Raw genomic sequence first — 6,701 nt, 5'->3', positions numbered from 1 at the left:
GTGCCCGACGCGGCCAGCCAGGCGGTGGCCGCCGCCGTGGCCGACTCGCCAGGCCAGGCCCGCGAGGCCCTCAGCACCGGCGAGGCCCGAGTGGACAACGTGACCGTGCGCCATGGCTCGGGCAAGCGGCTGCGCATCAACTTCGACCTGACCAACCCCGACCCCAAGAAGCAACTGGCCGGCCAGGCCGTGTTGTCCGTGCAGACCGCAGACGGGCGCATCCTGCCCCTGAAGGTGGACCCGGACACCATCCGCTTCCAGATTTCCCGTTTCAAGAAGATGGTGACGTCCGCGCCGCTGCCCGAAGGGGTGGCCCCCGCCCACGTGCAGACCCTGGTGGTGGAATTGGAGGCCGAAGGCCGGATCATCTACCGCGAGCAGTTCCCCGTGCCTGCGCCCGAAAAGTAGCCCGCCAGCGGGGCATGTCAGGCGGGCCTTGCCGCTCCATGGCCTGCGTCCCATGGCTCCTCCACTGCCCAGACGCTTCCCGGCCGCCTCTTGGCGGTCGTCTGCATTTCCGGGCCGTGCAGCCCATCCTGCCGCCTTCCCGCCCGCGTCGTATCCGCTCCCTTTCCGGCTCCCCGACCGCGACTGAGCTGCCTGCGCCCTGCTGCCTCTGTCCGCAAGGGCATTCGCACATTGCCGGCACGCCCCATCCCAGCCGACTCCCCAACGCAAAACCGCCCGGCATGCGCTGGGCATGCCGGGCGGTCCGTTCTTCATCCACGTGCGCCAGACGGCAACGGGGGGTGTGACGGCAACAGGCGTGAACAGCCCGTGCGGATCACTCGCGCAGGGGGGCATCACCGCCGTCCGGTCCCACCAGGGGCTGCCGGGCGTCGGGTTCGGCATCACGGTCGCGGGCTGCCGCCCCGGCATGGCCGTTGCCGTTGCGTCCATCGGCGGGACGCACCGCGTCGAGCACCTCGCGCACCGTATCCAGGGCCTGACCGCGTTCCTGGGCCAGGCGCTGCCACTTCTTCTTTTCCTTCTTCAGCGCCTCCACGGTCTGCAACAGGTCACGCACGGTGTGCGCCGGGTAGCCCGGCGTGGCGTACGCGCCCCGACGCAGTTCCTCGTCGTTGCGCTGGCGGATGGCTTCAAGCTGGGTGGCGTTCAGGATCACGGGGTTACGGGTGGAACCGTCGGCGGTTCCGGGTTCGGATCAGTCCTGGCAGGACAAGGCCGTGCATGATCGAGACATGCTCGGGACATGCTCGGGACATGACGCCGCGCGACGCCCGCACAAGGGGGGCGCCACGCGGCACCGGTCATCTCGTGCTATTCCGCCGCAGCAGGCTCCGGCAGCTTCATATCGACTTCGGTTGCAGGTGCACCGCAATCGCAGAACGAGCCCATGCCGTACTCCACACGTTCCTTGTATTCCTGCTGCTTGCCGAGGTTCCAGCGGCTGACCGGGCGGTAGTAGCCCACCACGCGGGTGTACACTTCCGCCTCTTCGCCGCATTCGGGGCAGTTCATGTGCTCGCCGCGCAGGTAGCCGTGGGTCTGGCACACCGAGAAGGTGGGCGTGACCGAGATGTACGGGATGCGCGTCTTCTGCATGGCCTTCAGCAGGTAGTTCTTCACAGAGGCCTCGTCGGGCGCGGCCTCGCCGAGGAAGGAGTGGAACACCGTGCCGCCGTTGTACAGGGTCTGCAACTCGTTCTGGTGCTCCAGCGCGGCGAACACGTCTTCGGTGAAGCCAACGGGCAGCAGGGTGGAGTTGGTGTAGTACGGCGTCTCGCCGCCGGAGGTCGCAATGTCTTCGTACAGGGCGCGGTCGATGCGCGCAAGGCGGTAGCAGGTGCCTTCGCCGGGCGTGGCTTCAAGGTTGTACATGTGCCCGGTTTCTTCCTGAAAGCGCACGGTAAGTTCGCGCAGGTGGTGCAGCACGCGCTTCATCAGGCGCAGCCCGGCTTCCGTCTCGATGCCCTTGCCCAAGAGGTTCAGGCAGGCCTCGTGCCCGCCGATGAGTCCGATGGTGGAAAAGTGCCCCGCGTAGCCGTTCTTGAGGTAGCGGCGCGAGAACGGGAACATGCCCGCCTCCAGCATCTGGGTGCACAGCTTGCGCTTGTATTCCAGGGCGTCGCGGGCCATTTCCGCGTACTCGGTGATCATGTCGAGGAAATCTTCCTCGCCCTGGGCCAGGTACGCGAACTTGGGCAGGTTCAGGGTGACCACGCCGATGGAGCCGGTCAGGTCGCCCGAGCCGAACAGGCCGCCGGTGCGCTTGCGGATTTCGCGCAGGTCCATCTGCAGGCGGCAGCACATGGAGCGCACGTCCTCGGGGTTGAGGTCCGAGTTGATGAAGTTCTGGAAATAGGGCGCGCCGTACTTGGCCGTCATGCGCAGCAGCATCTTGCCGGTGTCGGTGTCCCACGGAAAGTCGGGGGTGACGTTGTAGGTGGGGATGGGAAAGGAGAAGATGCGCCCGTCGGCGTCGCCTTCCAGCATCACCTCTATGAACGCCCGGTTGAACATGTCCATCTCTGCGGCGTAGTCGCCGTAGGTGGAATCCTGGAACTGCCCGCCGATGATCACCGGTTCATTGGCGATGTGCCTGGGCGGGGCCATGTCCAGGGTAAAGTTGGTGAACGGGCTCTGCCCCCCCCAGCGCGAGGTGGTGTTCAGGTTGTACACCAGCTTCTGCACGCCCTGCTTGACCTCGTCGTAGGTCAGCTTGTCGTGGCGGATGAACGGGGCAAGGTAGGTGTCGATGTTGTTGAACGCCTGCGCGCCCGCCCACTCGTTTTGCAGCGTACCCAGAAAGTTGACGATCTGACCGCAGGCCGCGTCGAAATGGCGCGCCGGGGACGCGCAGCAGCGGCCCTTCAGGTTGAAGCCTTCCAGCAGAAGGTCGCGCAGGCTCCAGCCCGCGCAGTACCCGGCCAGGCCGAAGGACAGGTCGTGGATGTGGAAATAGCCGTGGGTGTGGGCCAGGCGGATTTCCTCGGGGTACTTTTCCAGCACGTAGCGCGCCTGCACGGACCCCGCCATGTGCAGGATCAGCCCCTGGAACGAATGCCCCATGTTGGAGTTTTCGTTGACGCGCCAGTCCGACCGGTCGAGGTAGCTTTCGATCATCCGGGCCACGTCAAGGTAGGCCTCGTTCTGGCTGCGCATTTCGCGGCGCTTTTCGCGGTAGATGATGTACCGCTCGGCCACGGCGTACAGGCGGGCTTCCATCAGCACGCGCTGGACAAGGTCCTGCACCTGCTCCTGCTCGGGCATGTCCACGCCGTCGAGTTTGGCCTCCACCCGCTGCGCCAGGCGTTTGCCCAGCAGGGGATCCTTGATGCCGCTGGCCTTCAGGGCCTTGTTGATGGCATGGCCCACCCGGTCCACGGACCAGGTCTCCACGCGACCGTCGCGCTTGCGAATATGTTGGGGCATGGGCAATGGCTCCCGGACGGCTGGCCGACGGAAATCCGCGCGCCAAAGGCGCACGGCGGCGGGCCGCCCGTGGTAGGGCGCGTCGCGGGGGTACGTCGGTAACGTCCCCCGGCGCGCGGCGTGTTCCGTGAATCTTCTTGAGTCCGTTGCGGGCATCCGCGTGCCCGTGTCGGCAAGAAGCGCTCCGGCCAGGTCTTCTGGCTTTCCCCCGTCCGGCCCGCCTTCCCGGCGCGGGCGGAACCCGGTGCCAGTGGCGCTGCGGCGGCGGGACGAAGCGCAGCTTCATACCCGGGCCGGGGCGGACGTTGCGCGGCGTACGCGCGGGGATCACAGCGGCGGGACCGCTCCGGTGTCGCACCGGATTCCCTTTGCCGGAGATCCTTGAAAATCTTCGTGGCTGTTTTTCGTGGGAACGGCGTGGCCGTGTGGCACACGTCGCCAATGCCCCCAGCATGTAGCAAAACGGGGTGCCGGGTTCAACCGGCAAACTCGCCGACGCCCACCCCAAACGCGGGTGCCGCAGCCCGCAGCCCTTGCCGCCCTAGGCAGAAAAAAAGCGCTTCGGGCAACCTGCCGTCCTGCCCGCCCCGACCGCACCTGGCCTGTCCCCGGTCTGCCTATCGAAAAGTGCGCCTGCGCACGAAATGGCGCACAATTCGAAATTCGCCCTAAAGCATGCCCCAAACCCGCCGATAAGCGTCATGAGGCGTAGTGCATTGTGCGCCGGGGAGCGGACGTGACCGACAAGTCGCTGAACACCATGCTGGTGGAATATTCGCTGCAACTGCTGCAGCAGGACATGCTGACCAATTCGCTGTTCATGGGCGGTTCCGTCGGCAAGTCGCTGCGCGACATGCTGCTGACCGAAAGCCAGTCGCGCAAGGTCACGGACCCCACCGCCGCCGCCCTCACCGGGCGCTTGCGGTCAGACGCGGGCATGCTGCGCCAGGCCTCGAACAACGTGTCCGAGGCCAAATCCATCGTGGACATGGCCAACACGGCCACCACCACCCTCCAGACCGCCTTCACCCGCATGAAGGAACTGGCCAACGGCGTGGCCACCGGCACCATGACCTACGCCTCCGTCCAGGCGGAGTACAATTCGCTGGCCTCGCAGATAACCCAGACCATCGCCTCCGCCTCGTACAACGGCATCGCCCTGCAGGACGGCACGGCCTGGGCAGCCGACGACCGGGTCACCGTATCCGGCGGCTCGGGCAATATCGAGATCCAGTCCGGCACCAGCAGTTTCAGCCTGGCCCTGTACGACTTCTCGTCGTTCAAGAACGCCTTCACCAGCACCCAGATCAACACGGTGGGCAAGGCCGCCGCCATGGTCACCACCCTCTCCGGCCACATCGCCACCGTGAACACAGTGGCCTCCAACTACGCCTCGCGCTCCACCATACTGGACAGCCAGGCGTCTTCGCTGGCCTCGCAGGCGGACATCATGGAGACTGCCGCCGAAACCCGCGCCAAGGCCAACGAAAGCCGCTCGCTGGAGGAACTGGTGTTGGACCTGCTGCTGCGTGAAACCGGCACCATCACCGACGAAGAAGCCTGAGGGCCGACCCGTCGCCCCTTCCTGTCCGCACCACGCCCGCACCGTCCGCCGCACCGGGAACACGCGGCCTGACGCCAGGGATGCGGTGTGCCACTTCACGAGCGCACCTGCTCCCGGAAGGCGGCACTCGCACCGGAACCACGGCCCGCGCAGCCTCCCCCATTCCTTGCCCGCCTCGCCTTGCAAAACACCTTGATGTTCCAGCCAGTCTCCCGCCCACCGTTGCCGTCCCGCTACGGGGTGTTACGAAATGTAACTTGTGGGCCATCCTCGTTGACTTCGTACTGGTTCGGCGCGATATGCCCCTCGACGTGCCGGTGTGCCCGGCACGCGGGAACACCCGTTCACAGACTTCGGCCGCCGCACCCGCGCGGCCAACCCACGGTTTTCGTGAAGGAGAACCGACATGTTGACGAAAAAGACCTCCCTGTTCGCTTCGCTTGCCCTTGCCGCCGCCGTTGCCCTGCCCGCACTGACCGCTCTGCCCGCTCTGGCAGACGACGCCGCGCCCGCCGATGGCCGCCCCGACCTGCGCAAGGAGCGCAGGGACGACCGGCTGGAACATCGGCAGGACCACCGGCAGGAGGGCATGGAACGCAGGGATGATCGCAAGGACGATCGCATGGAACGCCGCGACGACCGCCGCGACCGGCACATGGAGCGCAAGGACGATCGCATGGAACGCCGCGACGACCGCCGCGACCAGCACATGGACCACAAGGACGACCGGCGTGAACGGCGTGAGGACCGCAAGGACGATCGCGGCAACGACCGTCCCGTTCCGCCCGCTCCCGCCGAATAGCACCCGATAGCGCCCGGCTTCATCCGGACACGCCGCCCGCCCATGCGTGATGGCATATGGTGGCGCGTGGCGGCGCATGTTGACGACGGACAGGGGCCGCCGACCTTCACCGGTCGGCGGCCCCGCATCGTTGCAACGTCATCGCGTCCGCTCGCTATCGGCAGGTGGCAGCCCGCCCCTCCCCTGCGGTGGCGTCCCGTGCCGGGTATCTTGCCACCCGCAGCGGACCATGCGAAAAGGCAGCGGCCACGCGGGACGCGCTACCCCGCATGCCCCGCCGTGCCCCAGTACGCCCCGTTCCGCTCATCCTTATCGTCACCATCCGGCGCGGCCTGCCGCCCCCCGCCGCGCACCCCAAACCGGAGCCGTCCCATGCCCGTTCCCTTTGCCCTGCCCGTGCCGGTGGTCACCGTCGGCCTGCTGCTGCTTTCCAACGTGTTCATGACCTTCGCCTGGTACGGCCACCTGAAGTTCAAGGCCAGCCCGCTCATGGTGGCCATCCTGGCAAGCTGGGGCATCGCCTTCTTCGAATACTGCCTCCAGGTGCCCGCCAACCGGGCGGGCTACGGCCATTTCAACGCGGCGGAACTGAAGACCATCCAGGAGATCGTTTCGCTCTCCGTGTTTCTGGTCTTCTCGGTGCTCTATCTGGGCGAGCCGCTGAAGTGGAATTATCTGGTAGGGTTTGGCCTGATCGTGGTGGCCACGTTCTTCATCTTCAAGGAATGGTGAGCAGGGTGTCGGCGTCGTCGCCGGTACCGTTGGCGCCAGACAATCCACCGGACAGATCGCCGGACGGCTTGCTGGCCCGCTCCACCCGGTTGCGCCCTGCCGCCTTGGCCCGGTAGAGCGCCCTGTCCGCCTCGCGCAGCAGCGTATCGGCCCCGCCGCACGGGGGGCTTGCGGCCACGCCCAGGCTCAGGGTGACGGAAAGCGGCC

General features: G+C 66.7%; 6 protein-coding genes, 1 pseudogene and 1 riboswitch. Of the genes and pseudogenes, 4 read left to right on the top strand and 3 right to left on the bottom strand.

Annotated elements, in window-relative coordinates:
- Positions 1-408, top strand: a pseudogene (locus tag FVW27_RS04600) (hypothetical protein); the annotation flags it as partial.
- 376 nt (positions 409-784) lie between these two features.
- Here the strand turns inward: FVW27_RS04600 and FVW27_RS21245 are convergent.
- Positions 785-1,126: a hypothetical protein gene (locus FVW27_RS21245; RefSeq protein WP_167123141.1), complete on the bottom strand. Its 342-nt coding sequence runs from the start codon at positions 1,124-1,126 to the stop codon at positions 785-787.
- Positions 1,127-1,281: 155 nt separating this feature from the next.
- The gene (locus tag FVW27_RS04590) at positions 1,282-3,396 is read right to left on the bottom strand and encodes a ribonucleoside triphosphate reductase (RefSeq protein WP_167123139.1); all 2,115 of its coding nucleotides are present in this window, start codon (positions 3,394-3,396) and stop codon (positions 1,282-1,284) included.
- 169 nt (positions 3,397-3,565) lie between these two features.
- Positions 3,566-3,787: riboswitch (cobalamin riboswitch) on the bottom strand.
- Between the two features lie 345 nt (positions 3,788-4,132).
- Here FVW27_RS04590 and FVW27_RS04585 point away from each other — a divergent pair.
- From FVW27_RS04585 to FVW27_RS04575, 3 genes are all read left to right on the top strand, one after another.
- The gene (locus FVW27_RS04585) at positions 4,133-4,960 is read left to right on the top strand and encodes a flagellin N-terminal helical domain-containing protein (RefSeq protein ID WP_167123137.1); all 828 of its coding nucleotides are present in this window, start codon (positions 4,133-4,135) and stop codon (positions 4,958-4,960) included.
- A 406-nt stretch (positions 4,961-5,366) separates the two neighbouring features.
- Complete coding sequence (locus FVW27_RS04580; protein ID WP_167123136.1) at positions 5,367-5,762, top strand: hypothetical protein; 396 nt, start codon at positions 5,367-5,369, stop codon at positions 5,760-5,762.
- Positions 5,763-6,134: 372 nt separating this feature from the next.
- The gene (locus FVW27_RS04575; protein WP_167123134.1) at positions 6,135-6,494 is read left to right on the top strand and encodes a DMT family protein; all 360 of its coding nucleotides are present in this window, start codon (positions 6,135-6,137) and stop codon (positions 6,492-6,494) included.
- Here FVW27_RS04575 and FVW27_RS04570 read toward each other — a convergent pair.
- A partial coding sequence (locus FVW27_RS04570; RefSeq protein ID WP_167123132.1) for a GGDEF domain-containing protein occupies positions 6,481-6,701 on the bottom strand: 221 nt, incomplete at its 5' end. The genes FVW27_RS04575 and FVW27_RS04570 overlap by 14 nt on opposite strands.

Origin of the sequence: Nitratidesulfovibrio liaohensis, assembly GCF_011682075.1 — a bacterium.
In the GTDB taxonomy this organism is placed as follows: domain Bacteria; phylum Desulfobacterota; class Desulfovibrionia; order Desulfovibrionales; family Desulfovibrionaceae; genus Cupidesulfovibrio; species Cupidesulfovibrio liaohensis.
Note: the sequence above shows the minus strand (reverse complement) of the source record. Positions and strands in the feature narration are given on the sequence as shown.

Bases quoted from the DNA above. Each gene is read 5' to 3' on its own strand.
- FVW27_RS04590 (WP_167123139.1), bottom strand. From the start codon at position 3,396: ATGCCCCAACATATTCGCAAGCGCGACGGTCGCGTGGAGACCTGGTCC.
- FVW27_RS04580 (WP_167123136.1), top strand. From the start codon at position 5,367: ATGTTGACGAAAAAGACCTCCCTGTTCGCTTCGCTTGCCCTTGCCGCC.
- FVW27_RS04575 (WP_167123134.1), top strand. From the start codon at position 6,135: ATGCCCGTTCCCTTTGCCCTGCCCGTGCCGGTGGTCACCGTCGGCCTG.